This is a genomic window from Kocuria carniphila (genome assembly GCF_004136555.1).
In the GTDB taxonomy this organism is placed as follows: Bacteria; Actinomycetota; Actinomycetes; order Actinomycetales; family Micrococcaceae; genus Kocuria; species Kocuria carniphila.
Genome location: NZ_NOIT01000002.1, coordinates 96,995 through 121,645, shown reverse-complemented (window position 1 = coordinate 121,645; position 24,651 = coordinate 96,995). Strand labels below are relative to the sequence as shown.

Genomic DNA, 24,651 nt, shown 5'->3' with positions numbered 1-24,651 from the left:
TATCGATCAGACACGAACGCTTCCTTAAGTGTCAGGCCCACACCCCGGAGGTCCCTCGCCGGTGACTACCCAGGAGGTGGGTGTCCACCATGCCGATCGCTTCCATCAAAGCGAACATGGTGGTCGGCCCGACGAACGAGAATCCACGTTTCTTGAGTTCCTTGGACAAGGCCTTGGACTCGTTGGAGACGGTCGGGACCTGCGCGAACGTCTCGGGTCGCGGAGTGTCGGCGGGTTTGAACGACCACACCAGATCCACCAGTCCTCCGTCCTCCCGCAGGGCCACCGTGGCCTTGGCGTTGTTGATGGCCGCGACGATCTTCTGTCGGTTCCGGATGATGCGGGCGTCCTCCAACAGTCTGTCCACGTCCGCTTGGCCGAACTCCGCCACGATGCCCGGGTCGAAGTTCTTGAACACTTCCCGGAAGGCCGGTCGCTTGGCCAGGACCGTGCGCCACGACAGCCCGGCCTGGAACGCCTCTAGCGTCACCCGTTCGAACATCCCGGTCTCGTCCCGGACTGGCATGCCCCACTCGGTGTCGTAGTAGTCGCGCAGCAACGGGTCCTTGGCGGCCCACACGGGCCGCGCGAGCCCGTCCTCGCCGATGACCAGATCAGGATTGCTCGCCACGCGAGTGCCCCTTCCCCACGGCCGGTGCCGTGAGCTCGAAAAGTTCGCAGGCGGCGTCGTAATAAGCCTCGCTCAGCCCCAGGTGCGTCATGCCCAGTCGCAGGCACACCGCTTGGGATGGCTTGTTGGCCGGATTGGTCACGGCCACTACGCGATCGAGACCGGCCGCGAAAGCGTGCTCCAGGACCACCCGCGCTGCTTCGGTTGCGTAACCGCGGCCCCAGTGGTCGGGGTGGAAATGCCAGCCGATTTCGATGTCCCGCTCCGCCTTGGTACCGCTGTCGGGAATGGGTTTGAGCAGCAGAGACCCCGTCATGGTTCCGTCCGCCAGGCACACCGCCCACAACCCCTGCACCGGATCGGCCACGTAGCGCTCGTTCCACGCCGCGATCTTGGCTCGCGCGGCCTCCGGAGTCCGCACGCGTTGCGCACCGTCGCCCAGGTATCGCTGCACGTCCGCGCGCGAATAGAGGTCCTGGACGAACGCGGCGTCGTCGACCGAGTAGGGTCGCAAGATCAGTCGCGCCGTCTTCAGGGGTCGCGTCACTGCAGGTTCGATTCCGACGACGCCGCTGCGCCGCCTTCCTGTCCAGACTCACCACGGGCGTGCTGGGCCTCCATACGATCAAGCAGCTCGTCCTCGCTGAGCGGTTCTCCGCTCATGGCCCGCCGGGTGTTACGGAGATCGGTGAGCGCCAGCAGCACCAGGGCGACCGCCATGGCCATGGAAATCACACCTAAGGTATTGGCGAAACCATAGGAGATGCCCAACATGTCCGGGCCGGTCAGGGCGGTGAACACGGATTCTGGACCGTCCGGCGTGGAGTCCGGGAGGAAGAATCCGAAGAGCGCGGTGACGATCCATGAACCAATCGCCGTGAGACCCGCGCGCTGGGTGACCGCTTGGGAGGGGTAGAACTTGGCGTCCTTGCTGAACAGCACCGCGGCCACCGTGTGCAGCACCATGAGCGGAAGTCCCAACGCGAAGGCGTAAACCCACACGAGCGACCCCAGTGCATCCACGAGGATCCGCCCGAAGACGACCCAGATCACCAACACCATGGCCACCGTGGACATCATCCCCGGCAACGCGCGTCGCCATGCAGAACCGGATCGGTGCAATTCGCGGGGATGCATTTCGTAGGTGCTCATGTCTTCATCGTAAGTGCGCCGCCATCGAAGATTGCGACCTCCCTGCCCAGACAACAAGGTGAATTACGGCCCCACCGCTCTTGAGTGATTCAATTTATGCTGCAAAGATTGATGCATGTCATCCCCACAAAAGACCCGGCGTCTATCCCTCCCCCTCTCAGATCGGGACGAAGCAGATCTTGAGGCTCTCAGACGAGCGCCCGAGGTACTTGAGACCCTCCCCGGTAACGTCTCCGAAAAGTCATCCGATGCGGCCCTTCTTCATGCGGTTGTTGAAATGGGCTTCCAGCGAATTCGCGAGTTCCATATGGACCTTCAGTACGCCCAAATCGCAGTGGAAATCCAAGACTCCCGGGATAGTCGACGCAAGCGGGCTACCCAACGGCCTCGCGGCACAGCGGGCCCCCAGTGACCCGGATGCTCCGGGGGCAAATTTGGGAAGCGACACTGGATCAGACCGTGGGCTCGAAAATGTGGGTCGTCGTCTCTCACAATCCTCGAAATAGAAACTTCGACACCGCGCTTGCGGTTCGCGTGACCACGACAAACCGCCAAGCGAACCTTCCGACAGTTATCGCCCTCCCCGCGGGCGAGAGCATTCACGGATGGATCGTATGCGATTCCTTGACGGAACTCTGGGATGAAGATCTCAACCAAGCTGAACCCGCAGGGGCACTGAGCCCCCGAACCATGAATCTCATCGCACCCGGACTGATGGCAGCCCTCGGGCTGTCCCCAAGCGGCTGAGTATCCTAGCGCCCACCTCACGAAGACCAGCTGTCGCCCTATCTTGGCGCCAGTCACGCCCACTTTGGTGTCAGATGCGGCCAGTACAGTGACACTATGACCGCTACTTCATTCCCTCGCGCAGTACTTTTCGACCACGACGGAACCCTGGTGGACACCGAGCCCCTGTGGGCCCAGGGCAAGGAGCAGTTGGCGGCAACGCACGGCGGGGAATGGACCCAGGCCGATACGGACGCGACCCTGGGCAAGCCCATCGCCAAGACGGTCGAGCGCCTCAGCGAGCTCGGTGTTCCCGGTGACCTGGAGCAGGTGTTCCAGGAGTTCTACACCGTGCTCGAGAAGATCCTCGAAGAGAACCCTCCGGGCTTTATCGCGGGCGTCGAGCCGCTGCTCAAAGACCTCGCGGAGGCCGGGATCCCCGCGGCGATCGTTACCAATGCGACCACGGACGTCGCCAAGTACACGGCATCGATCGCGCCGGACAACCTTTTTCAGGTGATCATCGGTGACCAAGAGGTCGCCGCGGGTGTGAAGCCCAAGCCTGATCCGGACGCCTACCTCCAGGCCGCCAAGCGCCTGGGTGTGGAGCCGCAGGACTGCGTGGTCATCGAGGATTCCCCCTCGGGCGCACAATCCGGCGTTGCCGCAGGCATCATCACCGTGGCGGTCCCGGGCGAACAGGAGATCCCACCCCAGCCCGGTGTGGTGCACGTTCCCAACCACTCGGAGCTCACCCTGGACTTCCTGAGGATGCTCAAGCCGTGACGCTCACGCGCTGAATAGCTGAACAGCACTTTCAGACGACAGAAAGTAGGGCGGCCAGTTTCGATCGAAACTGGCCGCCCTACTTGATCAGTGCCCGAGTTTAGCGGGTGCCCTGGTCCTGGCGATTCGCCCGACGACGGCGCTGTGCCGCGGCGGTTGCGCGATCCGGAGTCTGACCGGACGAGTGCGAACGCTGGCCGGAGCCGCTGCGCTCACCGCGAGGCTTGTCGCTGCGAGCGCCCGATGCCGAACCGGAACCCTGCGACTTGCCGCCGAAGCGACGGTTGCCGGAACCGGCGGCGTCGGAACGGGACACGTTGCTGCGCGCACCGCCCGAACGGGTACCACCGGAACGCTTGCCCTCGGTGCGAGCCTCACCGCCGCGAGGGGAACCGTCTCGCTCGGAGCGGGAACGGCCTGAGCCGGAACGGCCACCATTGCGGCCGCCGGAGCGAGCGGCGTCGTTACGGCCACCGGAACGACCACCCGAGCGCGGCTTGGAACCACGGCCGCCCTGGCCGCCACCGTTACCGGACTGGGGCGCGGGCTGGTAGGCAACGCGCTCGGCGCGCTCGCCCACCAGGTCCGCGACGATCTCGGAACCGGGAGATACGGCGTCAATGCGAGCGCGTACGCCGGCCTTCTGCATGAGCTTGTCCACGTCGCCGCGCTCTTCGGTCGTGGAAATGGTGATCACGGAACCGGAAGCGCCGGCGCGAGCCGTACGACCGGAGCGGTGCAGGTAGGACTTGTGCTCGGCGGGCGGGTCGATGTGAACGACCAACTCCACGTCATCAACGTGCACGCCGCGGGCGGCCACGTCAGTGGCCACGAGCACGCGCACCTCGCCCTCGGAGAACGCGGCCAGGTTGCGGTCACGAGCGTTCTGCGACAGGTTGCCCTGCAAGTCGACCGCGGGGATACCCGACTGGTTGAGCTTCTTGGCCATCTTCTTGGCGCGGTACTTGGTGCGCGTGAACATCACGCGGCGACCGGTACCGGAGGCCAGGGTCTCGATGAGCGCCTGCTTGTCGTCGTTGTTCACGACCAGCACGTGGTGATCCATGGTGGTCACCGCTGCCTTGGCAACGTCCGCCGAGTGCAACACGGGATTGCTCAGGAACTTCTTGACCAGGGTGTCCACGCCATTGTCCAAGGTTGCGGAGAACAGCAGACGCTGGCTTCCCTTGGGCGTGCGGGACAGGATTCGGGTGACCACGGGCAAGAAGCCCATGTCGGCCATGTGATCGGCCTCGTCGAGGACCGTCACGCGGATCTCATCCAGGGTCAGAACGCCTTGTTTGAGCAGGTCATCCAGGCGGCCCGGGCAAGCCACCACGATGTCAACGCCCTTGGCGAGTTCCTGCTCCTGGCGCTTCTGGGACACACCGCCGAAGATCACGGTGGTACTCAGGCCGGCGGCCTTGGCCAGCGGGGCCACGGTGCGGTCGATCTGGGTTGCTAGCTCGCGGGTGGGAGCCAGCACCAGCCCGGTGGGGCGGTTGGCGCGACGAGGTGCGCGAGCGGCGTCGTCGACCATGCCAGCCAGGCGAGCCACGAGCGGCAACGCGAAGGCCACGGTCTTGCCGGAGCCTGTGCGACCACGGCCCAGGACGTCCCGGCCGGCCAGCGAATCGGGAAGGGTTTTTTCTTGAATGGGGAAGGCTTCGGTGATGCCGGTACGGGCAAGGTCAGCCGAAAGGACCTCGGGCACGCCGAGGTTTACGAAATTAGTAGACAAGGAAAGTCTTTCAGGTTGGTCCACGCGAAACGATTCCGCGCGCACGCGCCATAAGCCAAATCTGGGGCGCGAACTGCGCGCCTTGGACCGGCGCGCCAACCTCGTGAAATGCACGAGGGAACTTAGCCAGTGTACACACGTCACCTACTGGCGGGTTAGGACGCATGCCACAGGCCCACTCACCACTGACTGGGAACAGGCGTGCGGCCCGGACCTTTTCCAGGCTCCGGGCCGCACGTTTCAGAGACGCGACGGATCAGATGGCCGTGTAGCCACCGTCCACCAGGTAGTAGCCGCCGGTCATGAAGGATGCGCCCTCCGACAGCAAGAACGTGGTCAGCTGCGCGACCTCTTCCGAGGTGCCCAGACGACCCATGGGGTGGGCGTTGATCAATGCTTCCTTGGCACCGGCAGGGAGGTTCGCGAGCAACGGGGTTTCGATGTACGCCGGACCCACCGCGTTGATGCGCACTCCGCGCTGTCCGTAGTCCACGGCGGTCTGCTTGGTCAGGCCCACCACGCCGTGCTTGGCGGCGGTGTACGCGCTGTTTCCGACACCGGTGGCCACGGTCGAGTGGATCGAGCCGATGTTCACGATGGCCCCACCGCCATGCTGCTCGATCACCGGAAGTTCGGCGGCCATGCCGTACGCAACACCGTTGAGGTCGATGGCCACGGTGCGGTCCCACGCGTCCATATCGGTCTCGCCCAAGGCCTCGACCTGGCCGCCCACACCCGCATTGTTGACGGCGTAGTGCAAGCCACCGTAGGTCTGCACGGCAAAGTCCACGGACGCCTGCGCATCCTCGCGCTTGGAGACGTCCTGGCGAATACCTGCGGCGTCACCACCGGCGGCCATGATGGCCTGGACCACGTTGTCGATACCGGTCGAATCGATGTCGGTCACCACGACCTTGGCACCGCGCCTGGCCAGATCCTTGGCAATCGCCTCACCGATTCCCGACGCCGCTCCGGTCACCAATGCCACGCGCCCGCTGAACTCAGACATATCCACTCCTTCTCTTCGGGATCACTTTCTCCCTTCAAGTCTTAGTGTTTTCGCGCACAAATGCCAGGGATGCTCCTGTGTTGTTGGCCGGTCTCGCAGACAGCGGAAGCGGCCTGGGAATCCCGGGCCGCTTCCGCTGGTTCTCACTGCTCACCCGTGGTGATCAGTTGCTGATAGCTGAGGAGTCAGTCCACTTCGTCGGCCGCCTTCTCCGCGTCCTTCTCGGCACGCAGTTCTTCGGAGGCTTTTTCTTCTTCGGCCTTTTCCTCGAGCACTACCTCGGTGAGGAGCTTGGTCATTTCCTTGGCCACGCTGCCGGCGGACTGCGGGTTCTGGCCCGTGACCAGGTGGTCGTCCACCTGCACGTTGTCTTCCCAGTTATCGGCGACCTTGACCGTGGCACCCTGCTCTTCGAGCTTGTCCTGGAGCAGGTAGGGAACCACCTTGGTCTTGCCCACTTCTTCTTCCTCCGCGTTGGTGAACGCTGCTACCTTGCGGCCGGACAGCAGACCGATACCGTTGGCGAGCTCCACGTCCACCAGGCCGGAAGGACCGTGGCAGACCGCGCCGACCACACCGCCGCTGTCGTACACGGTCGCGATCAGCTTCTGCAGATTCTTGTTGCCGGTGAAGTCCCACATGGTTCCGTGGCCGCCCACCAGGAACACGGCGTGGTACTGCGAGGGATCCACCACGGCGATCTTGGGGGTGTTGTAGAGGGATGCTTTAACGGTCTCGTCGGTGGTGAACTCCACCTGAATGGGGTCTTCCTCATCCAGCCCGTCCTGTGGCGGCTGGCCACCCTCGATGGACGCGAAGTCCACGAAGTATCCGGCGTCGCGGAACACCTTCCAGGGGTGTGCCGCCTCACCCACGAAGTAGCCCGTGGCCTCTCCGGTGTCGCCCAAGGTGTCATGGCTGGTCAGTACCAACAGAACCTTCTTCATGGTTCCAATATCCATGTATGCTCCTTTCGCCCGGCGCACATGCTGCGCGCTCGTGAACGAGTTCACCCTAGGCAGGGTGGCCAGTGTGCTTCCAGCGCCGTTCGCTGACGGCACCTTGCCGCAGCAACTGTTGACACATCACATACATCCGCTGTTAGCATGAAACCGACAATTCACGCGGGTCCTGTAGATCGCCCGTGCTTTCCCACCGAAAGGGCATTGACGTGCGCATTTCCAACGCCATCCTCCGCGCCGTACCCGGCGCATTCCTGCTGCAGTCCGGTTACGGCAAGCTGAGCCTGGACAAAGAGTCCGCAGAGGGCCTCAAGCAGTTCGCCGCGACCGGCGTGCCCCAGTTCGCGGACTGGGATTCCGAGACCTTCGGCAAGTTCATCGCAGGTTCGGAACTGGCCATCGGCGCCATGCTCGTGACCCCGTTCGTCTCCAAGCGCCTGGCAGGCGCCGGTCTGCTGGCATTCTCCGCAGGCCTGCTCACCATGTACTTCCGCAACCCGGAGATGACCCAGGACGACGGCATCCGCCCCTCCGAGTCCGGCATGACCCTGTCCAAGGACGCCTTCATGGCCGCCATTGGTGCAGCCCTGGTGGTCCAGAAGTAGGCTCCTTTCCTATTCGGAACGTACGACGACGCCGCAGCGAGACGCTGCGGCGTCGTCGCCGTTTAAAGCCCCAGACCGTAACGCTCCCGTCTTAAGCGGACTCGCCGTCAGATGAGCGGTAAGTCACAGGTGACTCGCTGGTACGTTAACTGACAATTCGTTGACCCCCTCGAGGAAAGCCGCGACCCCCATGGACACGCTGCAATCAGTAATGGATGCCATCCGAGATGTGATCTGGGGGCCTTGGCTTCTGATCCCCCTGCTCCTGGGAGTGGGCGTCTTCCTGACCATCCGACTGCGCGGCATTCAATTCGTGCTGTTCGGCAAGGCCATGAGCCTGGGCTTCGGACGACGCTCCAAGCAGAACGGCGAAAAGGGCGAGATCTCCTCGTTCGCGGCCATGTCCACCGCACTGGCCGCAACCGTGGGCACCGGCAACATTGTGGGCGTCGCAGCCGCGATCTTCATCGGCGGTCCGGGTGCGTTGTTCTGGATGTGGATCACTGCCCTGTTCGGCATGGCTTCCAAGTACGCGGAGTGCTTCCTGGGTGTCCGATTCCGCACGCGCGACTCGGCCGGTCAGCTCACCGGTGGACCGCAGGTTTACCTGGTGCGCGGTATTCCCAATAAGTTCGGGCGCTTTTTGTCCCTCATGTTCGCAGTGTGCTGCGTGGTCGCGACCTTCGGTATCGGCAACATGACACAGGGCAACGCCATTGCAAGCAACTTGGAACACACGTTCTCCGTTCCTCCCGTTCTTACTGCTGTAGTGCTCGCCATCGCTACCGGTCTGGCGCTGTTGGGCGGCATTCGCTCGATCGCCAAGGTCACCACGTTGATGGTGCCGCTGATGATCGTGCTGTACATCGTCTCCGGTCTGTACATCATCGGCGTCAATTTCCAGGGCATCCCCGAAGCCTTCCGGCTGATTTTCACCGGGGCGTTCACCCCCATGGGAGCCACCGGTGGCTTCGTGGGCTCCACGATCATGATGGCCATCCAGATGGGCGCAGCCCGATCGCTGTTCTCCAACGAATCCGGCATGGGTACCGCCTCGATTGCGGCATCCGTGGCGCAAACCAACCACCCGGTGCGCCAGGGCCTGGTCTCCATGACCCAGACCTTTGTGGACACCCTGGTGGTCATCTCGATCACCGGTTTCGTCATCCTCACCACCGGCGTGTGGGACCAGGGAGATCCGGGCACGATGACTTCCATCGCCTTCTCCACCGGCCTGCCCGGTGAATGGGGCGGCATTGTGGTGACGATTTGCTTGGTGCTCTTGGGGTACTCCACCGTGCTCGGCTGGGCCTATTACGGCGAGCGCAACATGGAACGTCTGGCGGGTTACAAGGCTGCGGCCATCTACCGCGTGCTCTTCTCCATCGCCGCCGGACTGGGCGCCCTGGCTCCCCTGACCCTGGTCTGGTCCTTCTCGGACATCATGAACGGGCTCATGGCCATCCCCAACCTGATCGGACTGGTGATCCTGTCCGGCCTGGTGGTGCGCGAAACCCGGCTCTACCTCAAGCACGATCCCCACTTCACCGCGACCACCGAAGAGATCGACCGGTTCATGGGTGAGCACCCAGGCGCCTTGGACGCGCAGATCGACCACACCGTGGACCTGACCTCGGAGCAGCCCGCGCTGTCCGAAACCGGTTCCATGTCGATCGTCCAGGCGAACGACTCTGCACACACCCCCAAGCGCCCGGATGCTGCCTCGCCCACGAAGTAGTGATCCCACGTAACGGCCCGGGAAAATGCCAAGCCCGGTGACAGTGGCGGGTGCCCGGGGATGACCCCGGGCACCCGCCACTGTCGTCTCCGCGTCTGCAGCGGTTCTGGGATCTAGGCCCCGCGGCCCACCGAAAGACGCTGGGTCATGGTGTGGGACGCACCGGCGTCCAATCGCACGGCGTTGTCGAGAACGTTGGCGGTCTCGACGCACACCATGGACTGCCACTCGTCATCGGCGAAGTCGTCCATGGCCTTGGACTTCTCGGTCCACGGATTCCACACCACGGTGTTGGCCGAGCCTTCCTTGGCCACGGTAATCGTGCGGGCCATCGCGGGGTCTTTGACCTGGACGGTGTCCTCGGAGTAGTAAACGCGGTCGGTCTCGTCCGTGATGGTGATGGGTCCCGACTGTGACTGTTCCTGCTGGGAAACTTTGTCGAAGTAGCGGGCGCCCTCCAGCCCCTCGATGGCAATCCGCTGGGAGTCGCCCACCGACAAGTAAGTGTGCAGGGCTTCTTCGAACTCGAACGCGGTGGAGCCGGTGTTCGTCACGGTCAGCGACATGGTCAGCTTGGCGCCGAAATCCACGGTGTAGACGGCGCGGAACTTGTGCGGGAACGCGCCGCGCAGCTGCCGGTCGATGTCCTCGTGGGTGAGGATGAAGCGCGCGGTGGCAGCAGCGGCGTCGTCGTAGTTGCGAATCCTGTCCGCGAGCTTCCACTCAGCGATGCGCGCGAAACCGTGGGCGGGCTTCATGTCGCCGGAGCGGCCGGGGCCGAACCACGGGAAGCAGATGGGCACACCACCGCGGATTGCATCTCCCACGCTGTCCTTGGCCTGGGACGAGACCCACAACACCGGATCGAAACCGGTGGGCGCCCAGGACATCACGTGCGCGCCATAGGTGCGCACCGTCCCGGAACCGGACGGGCAGAAAAGGGTCAGGGGCGCGGGAAGTCGAGTCATGCCTCCAGCTTAGGCACTGGTCAGCACTGGGCGGCTCAGCGGAACCGACACATTACCGCTCGAGTTCGGCGTGATCGACCGGCTTCTCCATCTCGGCCTTGAACCACTGGAAGGCCTGCTTGTGGGTTGCCGTGCGGCGCACGAAGGCCCAAGCGATACCCAGTCCGCCCAACCAGATGGGCAGGGACACCAGGCCGGCCGCGGTTTCCGGCTCGGTGGTGAGCGTCCAGACCACGAACGCGAAGAAGGCGAGCACCGCGGCGCACATGAACAGCCCGCCGGGCATCTTGTATTCGGAGGCGGCATGGCGCTGCGGGTGCTTACGGCGATAGCAAATGTAGGACACCAGGATCATGGACCACACGAACATGAACAGCTGGGCGGCCACGGTGGTGATCAGGGTGAAGGCCTCGATGATCGAGTCACCCGCGTAGAGCACGGGGATGGTCAGCAACAGCACGAGCGCCGTGAACCCGAGCGCGCGGGCGGGTACTCCCGCCTTGCTCAGGCGACGGAAGAAACGGGGCGCGCTGCCCTCCGCGGAGAGGCCGAACATCATGCGGGATGTGGAGAACACCCCGGCGTTGGCGGAGGACATTGCGGACGTCAGCACCACGAAGTTCACCACGGACGCGGCACCGGCCAGCCCTACCAAGGAAAACATGGACACGAACGGAGACTGCCCGGGATCCACCGAGCTCCACGGGGTGACCATGAGAATGGCCAGCAACGCTCCGACGTAGAAGATCAGGATGCGCACCGGCACGGAGTTGATGGCCCGGGGCAGGGTCTTGCGGGGGTTGCGCGCTTCGGCCGCGGTGGTTCCCACGAGTTCCAGGCCCACGAACGCGAACACTGCGATCTGGAATCCCGCGACCACACCCATGGCGCCGTTGGGGAACCAGCCGCCGTCGTTCCAGAGGTTGGACACCTGAGCCACCTGACCGTCCGGGGACGTGAAACGCGTGGCCACCATGATCACGCCCACCACGATCAAGGACACGATGGCCACAATCTTGATCAGCGCGAACCAGAACTCCATCTCACCGAAGTTCTTCACGCTGGCCACATTCAGGATGAAAATCACGGCCACTACCGCCAGAGTAGGCAGCCACAACGGGACCTCGGCCCACCAGAACTGGACGTACGCGGTGATCGCCACGAGTTCGGCCACCGCGGTGACCACCCAGCAGAACCAATACGACCAACCGACGAAGAACCCGGCCCACGGCCCCACGAGGTCCGCAGCGAAATCCGCGAACGTCTTGTAGTGCAGGTTGGAGAGCAACAGCTCCCCCATGGCCCGCATGACGAAGAACAAGAAGAACCCGATGATCATGTACACGAACACCACGGAGGGTCCCGCAAGGGAAATCGTGCGCCCCGATCCCATGAACAGGCCGGTGCCAATGGCGCCACCGATCGCGATCAGCTGGATATGTCGGTTGCTGAGACCTCGGCTGAGACCGGGTCGGTCATGCGAAGTTTCTGCCACGTGCTCGTGAGTCATAACGTCAGAGAGTACTCCTCACCACGGCCTGGCCAGTACCGATGTGGAACCGGCGCCGGGGTTGACCGCATCTCGGCACGGCTAAGGCCCCCGGATTCGAATTCCGGGGGCCTTAACCGTCGTCTCACATGCTCAGCCTGCTCGATCAGTTCACCGTGCGGACTGCCGCTGCATGGTCAGCGGTTGGTGCGCTCGTACGTGTCGATACCGCCGTCGTGGTCCTTCATGAACGTGTCCACGTCGCCCTTGGTGGCCCGCAGCATGGGATCGTTGCGCAAGTAGTGCCTGGTCTCGCGAGCGATCAGCCCCGACAGGATCAGCAGACCCAACAGGTTGGGCAGCGCCATCAGACCGTTCATGACGTCCGAGAAGGACCACACGAGAGCCAACGGAACCGTTGCGCCGATGAACACGACCACCGAGAAGAACACGCGGTAGGGCATTACGGCGCGGCGGCCGAAGAGTCGTTCCATGCATCGTTCGCCGTAGTAGGCCCAGCCCAGGATGGTCGAGTATGCGAAGAGCACCAGGCCCACGGTCACGATCAGGTGACCCCACACGCCGGGCAGACCGTGAGTGAATGCCTCACCGGTCATGGTGGCCGCGCTATCGCTGCCCTGATCCCACACACCCGTGGTCACGATGACCAGGCCCGTGCAGGTCACCACGATGATCGTGTCGATGAAGGTCTGGGTCATGGACACCAGGCCCTGACGCACCGGGTGGGTGGTCTGCGCAGCCGCAGCAGCGATGGCCGCCGAGCCCATGCCGGACTCATTGGAGAAGATGCCTCGGGCGACGCCCATCTGGACGGCCAGGATGATCGCGGAACCGGCGAAGCCACCCACGGCGGAGGTTCCGGTGAAGGCGTCACCGAAGATCAGCCCGAAGGCTGCGGGAACGGCGTCCACATTCACGATCAGGATGTACAGGGCGCCCAACACGTAAAAGATGATCATGATGGGAACCAGACCGGCGGTGACCTTACCGATCGACTTGATGCCGCCCACCAGGACCAACAGGGTCAGAGCGGCCAGCACCAGGCCGGTGATCCACACGGGCACACCGAACGAGGACTCCACGTTCGCGGAGATCGAGTTGCCCTGGGTCATGTTGCCAATGCCGAAGGAGGCGAGCACTGCGGCGATCGCGAAGAACAACGAGAGGAACGTACCGAAGCCGTTAGGAATGCCTCGCTTCAAGTAGTACTGCGGTCCGCCCGAGATCTCACCGGCGGCATCGCGGGTACGGAACCGCACACCCAGGAACGCCTCGGAGTATTTGGAGGCCATGCCGACAACACCGGTGACCCACATCCAGAACAGTGCGCCGGGACCACCGATGGCGATAGCCGTGGCAACACCCACGATATTGCCCGTACCCACGGTGGCCGCGAGAGCGGTGGTCAAGGCCTGGAACTGGGAAACGTCGCCTCCGAGGGCGTCCTTGTCCTTGCGCTCGAACAGCGCGAGCCGCAGCGCGGGGATCAATTTGAACAGTTGAATACCACCCAGACGGATGGTCAGATAAACACCGGTTCCCAAGAGCAGGGGGATGAGGAACCACGGTCCCCAAATGAAAGCGCCTGCAGTATCCAGGGCATTAGTGAGTGAATCAATCATAGAGAGGCCTCTGATCGTGAGGTGGGATCTGTGATACGTCACCGATTGTGAGCTGTATCTCGTTGGGTGGAATTGAACCACATTCAGGGCCAATCACCAGGTACCGGGTGTTTCCCGGGTGCTTGTGTCGACTTCGCAGCTTGCTTAGCCTGCGCTTCAGGACGCCGACGACGCCGCTCGCGCGAGCGGCGTCGTCGTCTTTCGTGAATCTGGAGGTGCGTTACTTTCGGGCGGCGAGAACCGCACCCAGTGCGACGAGTGCGCACGCGGCCATCGTGATCACCATGGGAACCGCGGAGTGGTCCCCGGCAAGTCCGGACAGCGGCGAGACGATGCCGCCCAAGATGAATTGGGACATGCCGACCACCGCGGAGCCGGTGCCGGAGAGGCCGTGAGCGTGTGCGCGTTGCTGAGCCAGGGCCACCGCGTTGCCGAAGATGAAACCGATGCAGGACTGCATGAGGAACAGCAAGATCAGCGTGGGGATACCCACGACGCCCAGCAGCACCAGGATCATGTTGAGGCACGCGGTCACGCTCATGCCGGTCACGCCCATGAGAAGGAGCGAGCGCGGCTCATGGTTCTTGACCAGTTTGGTGTTGAGGGTGGCGGTGACGATCGCACCGGCGGCGTTGACGGCGAAAATCACCGAGTACGCGAGGGCGCTGTAGCCCATGACGTTCTGGATCACGAAGGAGGATGCCGAGACGTACGCGAACAGCGAGCCGAACCCGAAGGCGAAGACCATGGCGTAGAGCGTGAATCGACGGTCCTTCACGACCGTGACCGCGTTGCGCACAATGCGGCCCAAACCGCCCTGCGAGCGCCGTGCCTTGGGGAGCGTTTCGGGGATCACGAACACCGAGCAGGCGAGCATCAACAGGCCGAAGCCGGTGAGCAACCAGAACACTGCCTGCCATTGGGCCACCGTGGCGATCACACCGCCCAGTAATGGGGCGACCACGGGCGCGAGTGACGTAATCAGCGCCAGGACGGAGTAGAGCTGCGCGGCCGTGCGTCCCGAAGTCATGTCCGAGACCATGGCGCGCGCGATCACCACCCCGGCCGCACCGGCGATGCCCTGGATGCCGCGGAGAATCAGGACCATTTCAATGGTGGTCGCGAAGACGATGCCCAGCGATGCCACCACGAACAACGCGTTGCCGGCGACCATGAGCTTGTGCCGACCCAGCACGTCGGACAGCGGGCCCAGTAAGAACTGACCCAGCGCAATGCCGATCATGTAGGTGGTCAGGGTGAGCTGAACGAGCGACGCGGTCGATTCGAAGTACTGACCCATATCCGGCATGGACGCGAGGTACACGTCCGTGGCCATGGGGCTGACCGCCGAGAGGATACCCAGCGCACCGATCAACACCACACGATCCACCCGCGGGTTCAGCGCCAAACGACTCCGGAACGGGTGGGACTCGGCGGAACTCTGACTCATAGGTGTCCTGCTCCTTCGGGTGGTGCGCCGCTCTGCGTGGTTCCCGGCTTGATCCTGGGCTCTCGAGGCTGTTGCGGGCCACTCAATGCTAGGGCCTCGCTGCCTGCTGGTGGGTCAATATGTCGCTCGGGGACCTAGGATGTTCAACGATGAACTCCAGCAATGATTCCTCCCAGACTCCCGATCCGCAGGCCGCCTCTTCTGCTCCTTCCGCTTCTTCTGGCACTTCCGGTGCCGACGACGCCGCTTCGGTTTCCGCGGACGCGGCGGCTGTCGAATCCGCCCCCCGCGCTGGCGCCGATGCGGCCGCCGGTAGCGAGGCAGCGCCGTCGAAGGCCCCGGGCGAACGACCGGTCTTCCACAAGCAGCCGTACTCGTTCGTGCGCCGTGGGGATCGCCTCTCCCCCAAGCGTCAAAAAGCCTGGGATGAATACGCATCCCAGTGGGTGCTGGACATCCCCCGCGTCATGACGGATACCTCTGTGGACCCGTCTTTCCGGTTAGACCACGAGGCGCTGTTCGGTCGCAAGGCACCGTTGGTGGTGGAGATCGGTTCCGGCTTGGGTGAGGCGATCGTGAATCACGCACTCGCGCACCCCGAGCTGGACCACTTGGCTGTCGAGGTTTACAAGCCGGGCATCGCAGACCTGCTGATGAAGGCATCCCAGTCGGGTGTGACCAACGTTCGCGTGGCACAGGCGAACGCCCCCGAGGTACTCGAGCACATGCTGGAACCCGGTTCCGTCCATGAGTTGTGGGTGTTCTTCCCGGATCCGTGGCACAAGACTCGCCACCACAAGCGGCGTTTGGTATCCCCGCGGTTCGCCGGGCTGGCCGCCCGCGTGCTGGAGCAGGGTGGGCTATGGCGCTTGGCCACCGACTGGCAGGAGTATGCGGTGGTCATGCGCGAGGTCCTCGACGGCGCCTCCGCCGACTTCGAGAATGTAAACCCCGGCCCCGCCGCGACCGACGAGAACCCCGCGCAGGGCTGGGCTCCCCGCTGGGACGGCCGCATCCTCACGAGCTTCGAGCGCAAGGCCACCGAGGCCGGGCGGATTCCGAGGGACCTGACGTACCGCCGTCGGTGATCATCGGTGTTGCGGATGACGGTTCCTACGTAGCGTGGGCTGCTACTCCGCGCGTGATCCATCGAGGGGGAACATCTCAGGGCTCGAAAGAACCGCCTCCAACACCTCAGGTGCCGTTAGAACCTTTTTGCGGATGCAGAAGGGTTCTAACGAGCCCTCACGTGCGCCCGAGGGTCCTCATGGCGCATGAGCTGTCGGCCATCTACGATTGACAGTCAACGTGCATCAGCTGTTTCCATGGTTATGCATGTAATTACTGTTACCCCTAGTCGATGGCGCGTAACAATGGTGTTTATATGCTGTTTTTCCCTATTTATTGCCCTGACCTATTGATCCCCGTGGACCCTGTTGCCCACACTCCCTAGATAAGACATGAGTGGGCGCTCATGCAGGTCAGGGGACACACATGGGGAACAGGGGTGGCGGCCAGCCGAGCCAACCGGGCAGACGAAGGCCAAGCAGCCGTGCCGCAAAGGCTGCCAAAATATTCTACGGGGCCTTCTCATTCTTCGCGTCAGCACTTACCGTTCTGGGATTCTTCGGCGTAACCAGTAAAAATATACCCTTCGACTCAATCCCGACACTAAGCCTCCTGGCCGCTTTCTCATTTCTAGGCGCTGCTTTAATTTTATTCGTTAGGATATCCAAAAGCTCAATGCACTCTAAACTGAATTGGAAAATTCGGTTAGTCTCTGCGGCTGCCCTGACGATTGTCGGAATCACCGCCCTTGCCATATCCCTTATTCAGCCGAACGTCACAGGCGAGGGACACACGAATGGCCGGACGCTCATGGAGAGCATTAATCCAAAACCGGAGAAATACCAAGTACAACGTGACGGCAGCACTGCAACCGTCAGCGGAGTGGAAATGCAGGCTAAGTCCTGCCCACAGGAGACCTCTTCTTTCACCGTCAAGTCTCTGGAAAAGGGCGACCGGGTGAGTTTCTCCCTCAAAGGGTTCCCCGGCGATAACAAATCCGGATCTTATGCCGTTACTGCCCGGGGTGCAGGAATTTCGGAAAATTATCGGATTTCCGACGGCGCAATTCGACGAATTCAAGCGAATGCACGGGAACGCGGCGACTTGAACATCACCATTTCGGCACAGCACCGACCTGAGCTGGGTTCTTCCTGCGATTCAACCAACGAAGTCTTGGCGATCGAAGACGCCGTCCTCAACTAACTCATTCACCCCCTCACCCCTAGGAGTTACAGATGCGTTCACGATCGACGGCCGGCATTGGTCTGGCTCTGTCTTGTCTTCTCGCGCTTACCGCCTGCAACGGCGGTGACTCATCCGAGACTTCCACAGACGAACCTGCCTCGGCCGAGACCACTACCGAAGCTGCACCCGCAAATGAGATCCCGAACCTCGTTGGCAAAGATCAATCCAGCGCAGAGGAACAGCTGACAGAGCTGGGCGTTCGATTCGACTCCCAGATTGAGTCCTCATCCCAAGATGCCGGAACTGTCATAGCCCAGGACCCCGAAGAGGGCACCCCCGTCGAGGGTGACGGTCCGCGAGTGACACTCACCGTAGCCGGGGATCCCCCAGCCGTTCCCAATGTCATGGGTTCATCTGTTGATGACGCTCGCCGCGACTTGGAAACCCTCGGCTTCACGGTCGAGGAAACTGATGTCTTCGCCCCCGATTCACCGAACGGCGAGGTCGTGGGTCAGGACCCGGACGCCGGTGATAGCAACGCTGCCACAGTGACATTGGAGGTGGCGCGCCCACCCCAGACCATGCCCTTCAAGGATACGAAACCCATTACTTCCGGCGGTTCCTCTGGACCGCAGACCGACAGTGCGGAAATTGGAAACCAGAAGTACGCCGAGGCATGGTTGCTTGAGTCCTACAGCGGATCCTCTTCCGAATTCGGCGTCAATCTTGCCGGTGATTACAGCGAGGTAGAAGGCAAACTCGGTATCAACACCGAGGACAGTGACACCGCGTGCACGGCAACGGTCTCATTCACGAATGAGCAGGGCCGGCCGTTGGGAGAGAATACTTACAACGTCACGTTCTCGAACCCCGTTGACGTGAAGTTCTCCGTAGCTGACGTGATCCGACTTAATATCGACGCTCGCCTGAATTCGGACCAAGGTGACTGCAGCTTGGTCTTCGGCGATTTCCAGGCGACCGGGCTGAAGGAGAGTTCTTCGGATTCGACGGACTCCTCGCTATCGGTCGATGCGTCGGAGAGTGCTTCCGAAGAACCGAGCGAATCTGCCTCCCCGGAGAGCACATCCTCCCCGAGCAGTCAGTAGTTCAGCCACAGTGGCACATCTGAGGTGCCGGTAGCGCCCTACCCAGCGTCTGAGGGGTCGTTGGAACCTTCTCGCAAGTAGAAAAAGGGTCTAACGGCCCCTCACGCGTGGTTCACGGTTCTAGCGCCACCTCAGATGCGCGCCGGACACATACCGCACCACCGTTACCTAAATGTGGGGAAAAGTGGTTCGCCGCCCTAACCTGGAAAGGTTGCTGACCGACTACCCCCGCAGGAGTCCCCGTGTCTTCCAGTAGTAAGCGTCCGCCCAATCCGGCTGATGCGGAGGCCGACCCCACGCCGCCGCGCGTGGACGTTCGCAGGCCCGCGAGTCGCATGGACGCCACGCGGTCGTTCCTGAGCGAGATCAGCTACCCCCACAACATTCACCCGGCGCTGGTGCCCGGTGTGTCCGTGGATGACCAGAAGGTCCGCTACGGGATCGACCGGTTGGTGGTCGGAGTGGCCGGCGCGTTGATCATCGGCTTCATTATCTGGGGCGTCGTTGCCACCGAGTCACTTACTGAGGCGTCCACCGCGGCGTTGAACTGGACCATGGTGAACATGGGCTGGGTATTCAACGTGCTGGCCATCGGCCTGCTGTTCTACCTGCTCTACGTGGCACTGTCGAAGTACGGTCGCATCCCGCTGGGTTTGGACAATGACAAGCCCGAGTACTCCACCGCTTCCTGGGCGGCCATGCTCTTTGCCGCGGGTATCGGCATCGGCATCATCTTCTTCGGCCCGTTCGAGCCGATGACCTACTTCCTGTCCCCGCGCCCAGGATCCGCTGATCCGGCGACCGTGGACGCCATGACCAAGGCCGCCGCCCAGGCAGCGCTTCACTGGGGTCTCAACGCGTGGGCCATATATGGCCTGGTGGGCGTGGCCGTGGCCTACGCGTCCTACCGCCGCGGTCGTGTGCCGCTGATGAGTTCCGTGTTCGCTCCCTTCTTCCGCAACGGCAACACGGACAACACCGCGGGCAAGATCATCGACATGCTCGCCATCGTGGCCACGCTCTTCGGCACCGCCGCGTCCCTGGGTATCGGCGCGCTGCAGATCGGCCGTGGCGTGGAGATCTTCGCGGGACTGGGCCCCACGGGCAACAGTGCAGCACTCATCATCATTGCCGTGCTGACCGCCGGTTTCATCGCTTCCGCGGTCTCCGGCGTGGCCAAGGGCATCCGTTGGCTGTCCAACATCAACATGGTGCTCGCTGTGGGCCTTGCCCTGTTCTTCTTCATCGTGGGCCCCACCGCATTTCTGCTGAACTTCATCCCGTCCGTGGTGGTCACCTATTTCGGTGAACTGCCCAACATGCTCTCCGCCTCCATGGCCGACGGCGAGGAGATGCAGACGTTCCTCTCCTCCTGGACCACGTTCTACTGGGCCTGGTGGGTTTCTTGGGCACCGTTCGTGGGCGTGTTCGTGGCCAAGATTTCCCGCGGCCGCACCATCCGTCAGTTCATCCTGGGCGTGCTGTTGATCCCCTCTTCCATCGTGGTGCTCGCGTTCACCGTGCTGGGCGGCACCGCGATCCGCCAGCAGATGGAATCCAACGCGATCGCCCCGGACGGCACCGCGGCCACTCTTCCCGCACCCGAGGAAATCTTCTTCGTGGTCCTGGACGGCCTACCCGGCGCCGGAATCATGGCGGGCATCGTGGTGGTCATGCTTGCGATCTTCTTCATCACCACGGCGGACTCCGCTTCGGTGGTGGCTTCGCAGATGTCCCAGCGGGGTAACCCCGAGCCCAAGAAGACCGTCACGGTGTTCTGGGGCCTGTGCATGGCGGGCATCGCCGTGGTCATGCTGCTCGTGGGCGGTCAGAACGCGCTCACCGGTCTGCAGAACATGATCACCGTGACCGCGCTGCCGTTCACCGTGATCATGTTCGGCATGGTCGTGGCCTTCCACAAGGACCTGCGTCGCGATCCGATGATCATTCGCGAGAAGTACTCCCGCTGGGCCATCGACAAGTCCGTCCGCCATGGCATCGACGAGTACGGCGACGACTTCACCCTGGCCGTCGAGCGCGCTTCCGGTGACAAGAGCAAGTGGGCTGCGGGTGCGGACTTCGATTCCACCGCCCCCGAGGTCACCGACTGGTATCAGCGCACGGATGAGGACGGCAACCCCATCCCGTACGACTACGAGACCGGCGAGTACACCGAGCCGAACGACGTCGTCGATTCCGAGGACCGCTCCGGAAAGTAGCCGCGACAGCGAAACGCGCCGGCCTCCCCTCTGGGAGACCGGCGCGTTTTTCATGTGGCGTCTCGACGACGCCGCTCGCTCACTACTTCTTGGTGCGCGGCTTGGCCGGGCGGTACAACATGAGTGACTGGGAGACCTTACGGGGCGTGCGGTGGCCTCCGTGGGTCAGCCTGACCACGTCCCCTGAAGGGTCCGCGGCGAAGACCCGTGATTTCTCGCGTTCTCTTTCCAGTTCTTCCGAAAGCTCAGTGATGCGTGACTGCAGCGCACTGACCTGGTTCTCGAGCTGGATAATCCGTTTGATGCCCCCCAGGGACACCCCCTGCTGGGACAGTCCCTGAATCTGACGCAGCTTCTCCACATCCATCTGGGAGTAGCGCCGCGCCCGACCCGACGCGCGAGAGGGCGTGACAAGCCCCAACCGGTCGTACTGTCTCAGGGTTTGCGGGTGCATGTCCGCGAGCTCGGCGGCTACCGAGATCACGAACACGGGTTGCGTGAAATCAAGGGCCATGTCACTCCGCCGCCTTCTCACTCAAGCCTGCACGGGGATCGAAATCCTCGGTGGCCTTGGCAAACGCTTCCACAGCCTCCTTCGCCTCATCATCCAGAGACTTGGGAAGCTCAATGTCGACCGTGACGATCATGTTCCCGGTCTTTGAGCCGGAGGTGAACCCCTTGCCCTTGACCCGGAAACGGCGACCGGAAGACGTACCCGCGGGAATCTTCACGTTCACGTGATTGCCATCAAGGGTGGGCACCTCGATGGTGGCACCCAGAGCGGCTTCGCTCACGGTCACCGGTACGGTGACGGCCACGTTCTGTCCGTCGCGGCTGAAGAACGGATGATCCTTGATCTTGACGGTCACGAACAGGTCGCCGTTGCCGCCCGGGCCTGAATGACCCTTACCCGCAACCTTGAGGCGCTGTTCGTCCTTGACGCCCTTGGGCACGCGCACCGTGGTGGTCTGACCGTTGCCACGGCGCAGCTTCACGGTGGTGCCGTTGTAGGCAGAACGCAACGGGATGGTCGTGGTGGTGTGGATGTCCTCGCCCTTGGCGGGCGGGCCCTGATAGCCACCGTAACCACCGGGGGCGCCGTAGGCCGGTCCGCCCGATGTGGTGAACCGGGTGCCACCGTCCTGGCCGCCGAACTGCGCGAACAGATCCTCGAATCCGCCCCCGCCGGAGAACCCCCCGCCGGACGTGGAGTAGCTCGTGCGACGGCCACCGCGGCCGCCACCGCCGAACATTCCGCCAAAGATGTCTTCGAAGCTCGCGTCACTGGCCGCGCCTCCGCCACCCGGGGAACCGGCAAATCGAGCACCGGAGCCCATGGCTCGGATCGCGTCGTACTCTTCGCGTTCGTCCTTGTCGGACAGCACCGAATTAGCCTCGGTGATGTCCTTGAATTTTTTCTCCGCAGCAGCATCCCCTGGGTTCTGGTCCGGGTGATACTTGCGGGCCAGCTTTCGATAGGCCTTCTTGATATCGGCCTGGGATGCGTCCTTGGAGACGCCCAGGACACTGTAGAAATCCTTATCGATCCAGTCCTGACTGGCCATGACGCCTCCTTTCAACTAAGAATATGTGTTTTGTGCGAGTCAGGGCGGGTCTTGTCATGAAGACCCGCCCTGACCTTGTGGCGCTTTACGGCTGTGCCGCCACGGCTACCTGAGCCGCGCGGACCACCCGGTTACCGATCTTGAAACCCGATCGCAGCACCATGGACACGTGGTCCGGTTCCACCTCTTCGGTGGGCTGCTGCAACACGGCTTCGTGAATGTTGGGGTCGAATGCCTCGCCAACCTCTCCGAGCCGTTCCAGACCCTGACGGGTCAGCGTCTCGTCCAGCTTGTTGGCGATCGCGGCAAACGGTCCGTCCGTGAGGTCGCCGGCCTTGCGAGCGGCTTCGATGTCGTCAAGAACCGGCAGCAACGCGGTGATCATGTCCGCGGAGACGAAGTCCCGCAGCTGATCCCGTTCCCGCGTGGTGCGGTTCTTGAAGTTCACGAACTCCGCCTGCAAGCGGCGCAGATCCTCAAGACGTTCGTCCGCGAGCTTCTGCGCGGCGCTGTCGCCGCCCGGGGCGGCGTCGTCGGTGGTCGACGACGCCGCATCGGCAGCTTCTACGCCCTCGGACTGCGGGGTGCCCAGAATGTCATCCACGGTCAACCCCGGTTCGCCCTGAGACTGCTGCTCACCGGACTGGGCGTGAGCGGAGTGCTCCGGGTCCCCCTCCGGCACGGACTGGCCGTGGCCCTTGGTGTTCTCGGAATCGCTCATGCTCACTTCTTTCCGTTGTTGTCTTCTTCATCGTCGACCACTTCAGCGTCAACGATGTCGTCGTCTTCCCTGGGAGCCTCGTCCGCACCGGTGGCACCGGCGTCAGCTGCGCCGTCTGCCTGGGACTGCGCGTACAGGGCCTCGCCGATCTTGGTCTGCGAGGACTGCAGCTTGTCGAACGCGGTCTTGACGGCGTCGTCGTCAGTGCCCTCGAGTGCGGTCTTGACGGCGTCGACATCGGCCTGGACCTCGGACTTGACGTCCTCGGGCAGTGCGCCTTCGTCGTCGTTGAGCAGCTTCTCCACGGAGTAGGCCGTCTGCTCGGCGTTGTTGCGCAGGTCAGCGGCTTCGCGGCGCTTCTTGTCCGACTCAGCGTTGGCTTCAGCATCCTTGACCATGCGGTCGATGTCTTCCTTGGAGAGGGAAGTACCACCGGTGATGGTCATGGACTGTTCCTTGTTGGTGCCCTTGTCCTTGGCGAACACGTGCACAATGCCGTTGGCGTCGATGTCGAAGGTGACCTCGATCTGCGGCATGCCGCGCGGAGCCGGTGCGATACCGGTCAGCTCGAAGGTGCCCAGGTTCTTGTTGTCCCGGGTGAACTCGCGCTCACCCTGGAAGACCTGAATGGACACGGACGGCTGGTTGTCCTCCGCGGTCGTGAAGGTCTCGGAACGTTTGGTGGGGATGGCCGTGTTGCGCTCGATGAGCTTGGTCATCACGCCACCCTTGGTTTCGATACCCAGGGACAGCGGGGTCACGTCGATCAGCAAGACGTCCTTGCGGTCACCCTTGAGCACGCCAGCCTGGATCGCAGCACCAACGGCCACGACCTCATCCGGGTTCACGCCCTTGTTGGGAGCCTTACCGGCCATCTCGGTGACCTTCTCGACCACGGCGGGCATACGGGTGGAACCACCCACGAGCACCACGTGATCGATGTCGGAAACCTTGATGCCTGCTTCTGCGATGACGTCCTTGAAGGGCTTCTCGGTGCGTGCCAACAGGTCGGAGGTCAGTTCCTGGAACTTGGCGCGAGTGAGCTTCTCGTCCAAGTGCACCGGACCCTCGGGGGTCACGGACAGGTACTGCAGGGAAATGTTGGTCGAGGTAGCCGAGGACAGTTCCTTCTTGGCCTGCTCAGCGGATTCCTTCAGACGCTGCAGGGCAATCTTGTCCTTGGACAGGTCCGCACCGGTCTTGGACTTGACCTGCTGGAGCAGCCAATCCACGATGCGCTGATCCCAGTCGTCACCGCCCAGACGGTTGTCACCGGCGGTGGCGCGCACCTGAATGGTGGAGAAGTCGTCGTCATCCTTGCCGACTTCCAGCAGCGAGACGTCGAACGTACCGCCACCGAGGTCGAAGACCAGGATGAGCTCGTCTTCCTTGCCCTTTTCCAGGCCGTAGGCCAGCGCCGCAGCGGTGGGCTCGTTGATGATGCGGAGCACGTTCATGCCCGCAACCTCACCGGCCTCCTTGGTGGCCTGACGTTCTGCGTCATTGAAGTACGCGGGAACGGTGATCACGGCGTCCGTGACCTTGTCGCCCAGGTACGACTCGGCGTCGTTCTTGAGCTTCATGAGCGTACGAGCCGAGATTTCCTGCGGCGTGTACTTCTTGCCGTCGATCTCGGTGGACCAGTCGGTGCCCATGTGGCGCTTGACCGATGCGATGGTGCGGTCCACGTTGGTCACTGCCTGGCGCTTGGCGACGTCACCCACCAGGGTTTCGCCGTCCTTGGAGAATGCCACGACGGAGGGGGTGGTGCGGTTGCCTTCCGCGTTGGCGATAACTACCGGTTCGCCACCTTCGAGGGCGGCGACAACGGAGTTGGTAGTGCCGAGGTCAATACCTACTGCACGAGACATAGTTGCGAGTCCTTTC

General features: G+C 62.9%; 22 protein-coding genes. 8 read left to right on the top strand and 14 right to left on the bottom strand.

Translation table 11 applies throughout. The features are described 5' to 3' along the window. Positions 1–31: 31 nt before the first annotated feature. Genes EWV37_RS01975 through EWV37_RS01965 form a run of 3 tightly spaced genes read right to left on the bottom strand, consistent with a single transcriptional unit; the run spans position 32 to position 1,783 of the window. On the bottom strand, positions 32–631 hold the full coding sequence (locus EWV37_RS01975) for a DNA-3-methyladenine glycosylase I (RefSeq protein WP_095796401.1): 600 nt from the start codon (positions 629–631) through the stop codon (positions 32–34). Then, complete coding sequence (locus EWV37_RS01970) at positions 615–1,178, bottom strand: GNAT family N-acetyltransferase (RefSeq protein WP_165189173.1); 564 nt, start codon at positions 1,176–1,178, stop codon at positions 615–617. The genes EWV37_RS01975 and EWV37_RS01970 overlap by 17 nt, the downstream gene beginning before the upstream one ends. Then, positions 1,175–1,783: a hypothetical protein gene (locus EWV37_RS01965; protein WP_193554289.1), complete on the bottom strand. Its 609-nt coding sequence runs from the start codon at positions 1,781–1,783 to the stop codon at positions 1,175–1,177. Before EWV37_RS01965 ends, EWV37_RS01970 begins: the two co-directional genes overlap by 4 nt. Before the next feature lie 417 nt (positions 1,784–2,200). Between EWV37_RS01965 and EWV37_RS15830 the strand changes: the two genes are divergently transcribed. Both EWV37_RS15830 and EWV37_RS01955 read left to right on the top strand, forming a co-directional pair. Continuing rightward, complete coding sequence (locus tag EWV37_RS15830; RefSeq protein ID WP_380098262.1) at positions 2,201–2,530, top strand: type II toxin-antitoxin system PemK/MazF family toxin; 330 nt, start codon at positions 2,201–2,203, stop codon at positions 2,528–2,530. 96 nt (positions 2,531–2,626) lie between these two features. Then, entirely contained in the window at positions 2,627–3,295 is a 669-nt protein-coding gene (locus tag EWV37_RS01955; protein WP_129699582.1) for an HAD family hydrolase, read from the top strand. A 100-nt stretch (positions 3,296–3,395) separates the two neighbouring features. Here EWV37_RS01955 and EWV37_RS01950 read toward each other — a convergent pair whose 3' ends face one another. From EWV37_RS01950 to EWV37_RS01940, 3 genes are all read right to left on the bottom strand, one after another. Beyond that, complete coding sequence (locus EWV37_RS01950; protein WP_095796398.1) at positions 3,396–5,036, bottom strand: DEAD/DEAH box helicase; 1,641 nt, start codon at positions 5,034–5,036, stop codon at positions 3,396–3,398. 256 nt (positions 5,037–5,292) lie between these two features. Beyond that, positions 5,293–6,045 carry an SDR family NAD(P)-dependent oxidoreductase gene (locus EWV37_RS01945; RefSeq protein ID WP_095796397.1) on the bottom strand — a complete coding sequence of 251 codons (753 nt, stop codon included), beginning with the start codon at positions 6,043–6,045 and terminating at the stop codon, positions 5,293–5,295. Positions 6,046–6,230: 185 nt separating this feature from the next. Further along, the gene (locus EWV37_RS01940; protein ID WP_095796396.1) at positions 6,231–7,007 is read right to left on the bottom strand and encodes a type 1 glutamine amidotransferase domain-containing protein; all 777 of its coding nucleotides are present in this window, start codon (positions 7,005–7,007) and stop codon (positions 6,231–6,233) included. A 209-nt stretch (positions 7,008–7,216) separates the two neighbouring features. On the opposite strand from EWV37_RS01940, the gene EWV37_RS01935 reads away from it, so the two are divergent. Both EWV37_RS01935 and EWV37_RS01930 read left to right on the top strand, forming a co-directional pair. After that, complete coding sequence (locus tag EWV37_RS01935; RefSeq protein ID WP_095796639.1) at positions 7,217–7,612, top strand: hypothetical protein; 396 nt, start codon at positions 7,217–7,219, stop codon at positions 7,610–7,612. A 190-nt stretch (positions 7,613–7,802) separates the two neighbouring features. Next, positions 7,803–9,350 (top strand): alanine/glycine:cation symporter family protein, encoded by a 1,548-nt coding sequence (locus tag EWV37_RS01930; RefSeq protein ID WP_095796395.1) that lies wholly within the window; start codon positions 7,803–7,805, stop codon positions 9,348–9,350. A gap of 113 nt (positions 9,351–9,463) precedes the next feature. Here the strand turns inward: EWV37_RS01930 and EWV37_RS01925 are convergent, their stop codons facing one another. From EWV37_RS01925 to EWV37_RS01910, 4 genes are all read right to left on the bottom strand, one after another. Continuing rightward, the gene (locus EWV37_RS01925) at positions 9,464–10,318 is read right to left on the bottom strand and encodes a D-hexose-6-phosphate mutarotase (RefSeq protein ID WP_095796394.1); all 855 of its coding nucleotides are present in this window, start codon (positions 10,316–10,318) and stop codon (positions 9,464–9,466) included. 52 nt (positions 10,319–10,370) lie between these two features. Continuing rightward, positions 10,371–11,828 (bottom strand): amino acid permease, encoded by a 1,458-nt coding sequence (locus EWV37_RS01920; RefSeq protein ID WP_095796393.1) that lies wholly within the window; start codon positions 11,826–11,828, stop codon positions 10,371–10,373. 176 nt (positions 11,829–12,004) lie between these two features. Further along, the gene (locus EWV37_RS01915; RefSeq protein ID WP_129699581.1) at positions 12,005–13,450 is read right to left on the bottom strand and encodes an alanine/glycine:cation symporter family protein; all 1,446 of its coding nucleotides are present in this window, start codon (positions 13,448–13,450) and stop codon (positions 12,005–12,007) included. 220 nt (positions 13,451–13,670) lie between these two features. Then, positions 13,671–14,900 carry a multidrug effflux MFS transporter gene (locus tag EWV37_RS01910; RefSeq protein WP_095796391.1) on the bottom strand — a complete coding sequence of 410 codons (1,230 nt, stop codon included), beginning with the start codon at positions 14,898–14,900 and terminating at the stop codon, positions 13,671–13,673. Between the two features lie 149 nt (positions 14,901–15,049). Here EWV37_RS01910 and trmB point away from each other — a divergent pair, with 149 nt between their 5' ends. The 4 genes from trmB (at position 15,050) to EWV37_RS01890 (ending at position 20,478) form a co-directional block, all read left to right on the top strand. Continuing rightward, positions 15,050–15,988 carry a tRNA (guanosine(46)-N7)-methyltransferase TrmB gene (trmB, locus tag EWV37_RS01905; RefSeq protein WP_238663005.1) on the top strand — a complete coding sequence of 313 codons (939 nt, stop codon included), beginning with the start codon at positions 15,050–15,052 and terminating at the stop codon, positions 15,986–15,988. Positions 15,989–16,643: 655 nt separating this feature from the next. Further along, positions 16,644–17,171 carry a hypothetical protein gene (locus tag EWV37_RS01900; protein WP_129699580.1) on the top strand — a complete coding sequence of 176 codons (528 nt, stop codon included), beginning with the start codon at positions 16,644–16,646 and terminating at the stop codon, positions 17,169–17,171. Between the two features lie 32 nt (positions 17,172–17,203). Continuing rightward, complete coding sequence (locus tag EWV37_RS01895) at positions 17,204–18,259, top strand: PASTA domain-containing protein (RefSeq protein ID WP_129699579.1); 1,056 nt, start codon at positions 17,204–17,206, stop codon at positions 18,257–18,259. Positions 18,260–18,594: 335 nt separating this feature from the next. Next, a complete protein-coding gene (locus EWV37_RS01890; RefSeq protein ID WP_129699640.1) occupies positions 18,595–20,478 on the top strand; it encodes a BCCT family transporter in 1,884 nt (627 codons plus the stop codon). A gap of 82 nt (positions 20,479–20,560) precedes the next feature. Here EWV37_RS01890 and EWV37_RS01885 read toward each other — a convergent pair whose 3' ends face one another. The 4 genes from EWV37_RS01885 to dnaK form a co-directional block, all read right to left on the bottom strand. Beyond that, positions 20,561–20,992, bottom strand: coding sequence for a heat shock protein transcriptional repressor HspR (locus EWV37_RS01885; protein ID WP_129699578.1), 432 nt, complete (start codon positions 20,990–20,992; stop codon positions 20,561–20,563). Position 20,993: 1 nt separating this feature from the next. Continuing rightward, on the bottom strand, positions 20,994–22,043 hold the full coding sequence (locus tag EWV37_RS01880; RefSeq protein ID WP_129699577.1) for a DnaJ C-terminal domain-containing protein: 1,050 nt from the start codon (positions 22,041–22,043) through the stop codon (positions 20,994–20,996). 85 nt (positions 22,044–22,128) lie between these two features. Further along, positions 22,129–22,770, bottom strand: a complete 642-nt coding sequence (locus EWV37_RS01875) for a nucleotide exchange factor GrpE (RefSeq protein ID WP_095796385.1) — start codon at positions 22,768–22,770, stop codon at positions 22,129–22,131. Then, positions 22,767–24,635 (bottom strand): molecular chaperone DnaK, encoded by a 1,869-nt coding sequence (dnaK, locus tag EWV37_RS01870; protein ID WP_129699576.1) that lies wholly within the window; start codon positions 24,633–24,635, stop codon positions 22,767–22,769. Before dnaK ends, EWV37_RS01875 begins: the two co-directional genes overlap by 4 nt. Between the last annotated feature and the right edge of the window lie 16 nt (positions 24,636–24,651).

Excerpts from the sequence above, each read along its gene's own strand:
- EWV37_RS01925 (WP_095796394.1), bottom strand. The coding sequence starts at position 10,318 with ATGACTCGACTTCCCGCGCCCCTGACCCTTTTCTGCCCGTCCGGTTCC.
- EWV37_RS01945 (WP_095796397.1), bottom strand. The coding sequence starts at position 6,045 with ATGTCTGAGTTCAGCGGGCGCGTGGCATTGGTGACCGGAGCGGCGTCG.
- EWV37_RS01895 (WP_129699579.1), top strand. The coding sequence starts at position 17,204 with ATGCGTTCACGATCGACGGCCGGCATTGGTCTGGCTCTGTCTTGTCTT.
- EWV37_RS01915 (WP_129699581.1), bottom strand. The coding sequence starts at position 13,450 with ATGATTGATTCACTCACTAATGCCCTGGATACTGCAGGCGCTTTCATT.
- EWV37_RS01930 (WP_095796395.1), top strand. The coding sequence starts at position 7,803 with ATGGACACGCTGCAATCAGTAATGGATGCCATCCGAGATGTGATCTGG.
- EWV37_RS01900 (WP_129699580.1), top strand. The coding sequence starts at position 16,644 with ATGCACTCTAAACTGAATTGGAAAATTCGGTTAGTCTCTGCGGCTGCC.
- EWV37_RS01885 (WP_129699578.1), bottom strand. The coding sequence starts at position 20,992 with ATGGCCCTTGATTTCACGCAACCCGTGTTCGTGATCTCGGTAGCCGCC.
- EWV37_RS01920 (WP_095796393.1), bottom strand. The coding sequence starts at position 11,828 with ATGACTCACGAGCACGTGGCAGAAACTTCGCATGACCGACCCGGTCTC.
- EWV37_RS01955 (WP_129699582.1), top strand. The coding sequence starts at position 2,627 with ATGACCGCTACTTCATTCCCTCGCGCAGTACTTTTCGACCACGACGGA.
- EWV37_RS01940 (WP_095796396.1), bottom strand. The coding sequence starts at position 7,007 with ATGGATATTGGAACCATGAAGAAGGTTCTGTTGGTACTGACCAGCCAT.
- EWV37_RS01910 (WP_095796391.1), bottom strand. The coding sequence starts at position 14,900 with ATGAGTCAGAGTTCCGCCGAGTCCCACCCGTTCCGGAGTCGTTTGGCG.
- EWV37_RS01965 (WP_193554289.1), bottom strand. The coding sequence starts at position 1,783 with ATGAGCACCTACGAAATGCATCCCCGCGAATTGCACCGATCCGGTTCT.
- trmB (WP_238663005.1), top strand. The coding sequence starts at position 15,050 with ATGAACTCCAGCAATGATTCCTCCCAGACTCCCGATCCGCAGGCCGCC.
- EWV37_RS01890 (WP_129699640.1), top strand. The coding sequence starts at position 18,595 with ATGGACGCCACGCGGTCGTTCCTGAGCGAGATCAGCTACCCCCACAAC.
- EWV37_RS15830 (WP_380098262.1), top strand. The coding sequence starts at position 2,201 with ATGCTCCGGGGGCAAATTTGGGAAGCGACACTGGATCAGACCGTGGGC.
- EWV37_RS01880 (WP_129699577.1), bottom strand. The coding sequence starts at position 22,043 with ATGGCCAGTCAGGACTGGATCGATAAGGATTTCTACAGTGTCCTGGGC.
- dnaK (WP_129699576.1), bottom strand. The coding sequence starts at position 24,635 with ATGTCTCGTGCAGTAGGTATTGACCTCGGCACTACCAACTCCGTTGTC.